This window comes from Candidatus Dependentiae bacterium, from assembly GCA_016871815.1.
Classification (GTDB): domain Bacteria; phylum Babelota; class Babeliae; order Babelales.
Window position 1 is genome coordinate 1 of the sequence record VHBT01000040.1, and the last position, 3,125, is coordinate 3,125.

At 40.0% G+C, this 3,125-nt stretch carries 2 protein-coding genes; both read right to left on the reverse strand.

The window, feature by feature from the left end; translation table 11 throughout:
* Positions 1-220: 220 nt before the first annotated feature.
* On the reverse strand, positions 221-1,150 hold the full coding sequence (locus FJ366_04245) for a thioredoxin-disulfide reductase (protein ID MBM3894776.1): 930 nt from the start codon (positions 1,148-1,150) through the stop codon (positions 221-223).
* A 136-nt stretch (positions 1,151-1,286) separates the two neighbouring features.
* Positions 1,287-2,561, reverse strand: a complete 1,275-nt coding sequence (locus FJ366_04250) for a hypothetical protein (GenBank protein ID MBM3894777.1) — start codon at positions 2,559-2,561, stop codon at positions 1,287-1,289.
* Positions 2,562-3,125 lie beyond the last annotated feature (564 nt).

The following is a 3,125-nucleotide window of genomic DNA, read 5'->3' on the forward strand; positions in this document are numbered from 1 at the left end:
ACAAAAAAGTAATTCCGGAGCTTTTAATTTCTTCATACGTTTCATCTGGCAGCAAAAAATTAACGGCTCCCAAAGACGATATCGCTAATACAATACAAATTAATATCACTCTCAATTTACGCCAGTACATATTTGTAACCCCAACGAAAATTTTCACCACCCTCAGACCGATTGAATAGATATCGATTCAATGCGTATTTCGCAAGACCTACATAAAAATTTAGAGCTTTGAAAGATATCTTTGAGCATCAAGCGCAGCCTTGCAGCCGTCTCCCGATGAACTAATTGCTTGCTGATAAACACCATCTGCGATATCCCCTGCAGCAAAAATTCCTTCTACACTTGTTTTTGTTGCCCCAAACAATTTGATATGTCCCCACGACGTGAGTTCAAGTTGATTTTTATACAAACTGGTATTCGGATTGAGCCCGATTGCTACAAACACTCCTTCACAAGAAATTTCATGCATCTCTCCCGTTTGAGTATTTTGATAACGCAATCCAGTCACAGCGTCACCACTGCCAATAATTTCTGTTGTTTTTGCATTACAAATCGCAGAAACATTCGGATGAGCCAATACTTTATCTTTGATCGGATCTGTTGCCGTAATTTCTGCAGGCAGCTGAAGAATTGTTACCTGTGATGCAAAATGCGTTAAATGCTCAGCCTCGGTCATCGCGCTGTTGCCACCACCAACAACAACAACTTTTTTGCCTTTATAAAATGGCGCATCACAGGTTGCGCACACCGTTACACCCCGGCCAAAATACTCTTGCTCTCCTGCACACCCAAGCTTTTTATGTGACGATCCATTAGCGATAATAATTGATTTTGCAAAAAAAATTTGTCCATCATCCAACGCAACTTCAAAGGGAGGTTTTCCAAAATTCACTCGAGTCACTGTTCCGCTCACCAACTGCGCACCATACGCTGCCGCATGTTCACGAACTTTAATCATTAAATCTGTACCAAAAATCGAAATCTCCCCGGGCCAATTTTCAACGGTCGTTGTTGTCATGAGCTGACCACCTGGTAAATTACCCTCGATGATAATCGGCTCTAAACCCGCACGGCCTGCATAAATCCCAGCCGTTAACCCCGCAGGACCAGCTCCAATAATTACCAAATTATGAATTTTTTGTACTTCCATTTTTGTGCGCTTTTGTAGAAAAAATAAAAATATTCGCCACAGTGTAGCACAACTTTGTAAGCAGCACAGTCTCACAAAAAGCAAAAAGAGGGACCCCGCGCTTTTCGTGGTCCCTCTTGATTAAATAACTAAAGAATTACTCTTCTTCTTCTTCTGGAAAGCTATCCCGACAAATTTGCTCGTAAAGTTTTTTAAGCTCCAGAATTTTTTCCTGAAAACCTACAGTTGTTAGTCTTAATTGATCTTGATCAAGAGCTTTAATAGCAGCAATAAAACCTTCAATCATTTCTTTTATAAAATTTTCAGCAACCAACTTAAAGGCTTTTGTTAAAACCTCTTTCGCTAAGGTTTGCTCAGGCGAAAATGCGCCATCATCGCCTGCATGCTTTGGCGCAATAGAATAAAAATATTGATGCAAACTATTAAGTTTTATTATTTCCTCATCTTTGTAAGAAGCCAGCGCTTTAAAAATATTAGGATTTATAATTTTCCCTTCGCGCTGCTCTCGTCGCGATCGCTTGAGCAAAAGACTCTTCATTTTTGCTTCTTGATCGGGTGTCAAAGTAACCGCATCTTCCGCCGCAAAAACTGCGTCGTCGCTTGTTTTTTCCGTATTAAATTTTTCATATAATCGATTTGCTTGCGCATCATCAGCAGCTTTTCTTTGCTCAGCTGCAGCTTGTCTGGCTTGTTGGATTCGAGCTTTTTTTGCAGCAACTCTTTCAAGACGAGCATCTTCTTTTTTTTGATCCTCTCTTTTTTGTTGCCAGGATTGAAACGAAACCACGGGATGACGAACAACTTGCCAATTTCTTTTGACAAAGACTGCACCACCAAGCGCAACTGCAATTTTTGCAAGCCCAGAAAACGACGGGATGTGAATCTCCCAAGCGTTTGATGATTTAAAATGCAAGCCAAGCGCAACCACCGATGCCATCCACTCAGGACACGCAGGAGCGAGCGAATAAACCGCAACCGAAGGCGCATCGTTCCCTTTAAAAATAATTTGTACAACAAATGATTCAAGGCGATTATGCGTTGCTAGAAAGCCGATATTTACTGATTTTTTTTGCTTTAACGCAGCACTAATTGCCCGAAAAAATACATTGTCTTTTAATCCAAAATCAGCTCGTTGGTATCCAACTTTTACCCAGGAAAGGTCTGCGTACGAAACAGAAACAATCGTATTCGCCTTATCAAAAACATCTGCAGAAAAATAGGGAAAAAAGAGCCCTTCTGCTCCGGCTACTCCGACCATTGATTCCCCTGAAACCAAATAATCTGTTTGCTTTGAAGTATCAACCGCAGGAACATCTGAAGAACTTAAACCAGGTTCAACAACCGGTTCATCAGCCGCACAGACAAGAAAACTAGCCACAGAAAAAAAGAGTAAAAAAGCTTTTTTAAACATACAAAATCCTTTTTTAAATTTAAAAATCTCTTTCAGAATACCAAAACAAAATAATGTCGTATTTTTATTTTATAACCAGGCCAAATAAGGCATTTTTCTAAAAAAAGACACTTCCGCCGCCCTTAATTGGTTACAGATCGAAAAAATCCACTTACAGCGAGCGAATAACCGTAAACAGAAGCTGTCGACCTGAGGTTTTGTGGTACAAAAGGTAGGCCCGAGTACCCATTTGCAGCGCACAAACAAAGGCTAAAATGGCAAAAAAACGTTTACACAAAATACGAATATTAAGAAATTCAACCCCATTTATTTTGGTATGCAAAGGCTCATCGGGCTGCATATTAAGGAAAAAATGCACATACGCATGGACAACTTCCATGCGAATATTCATCCAATAAAAAACACCGGCCAACAACCAAACAAAAGCCTTTAGTCCACACACAACCCAAGGCACAAAAAGTCCATCAAAAAGACTTATTTGATTAATAAGCGCCACCCACGACAGGCATGAAATAGCGTCATAAAAAAGCTTTTTTTCAAACCCTTGAGCAAAAATGAAAACCA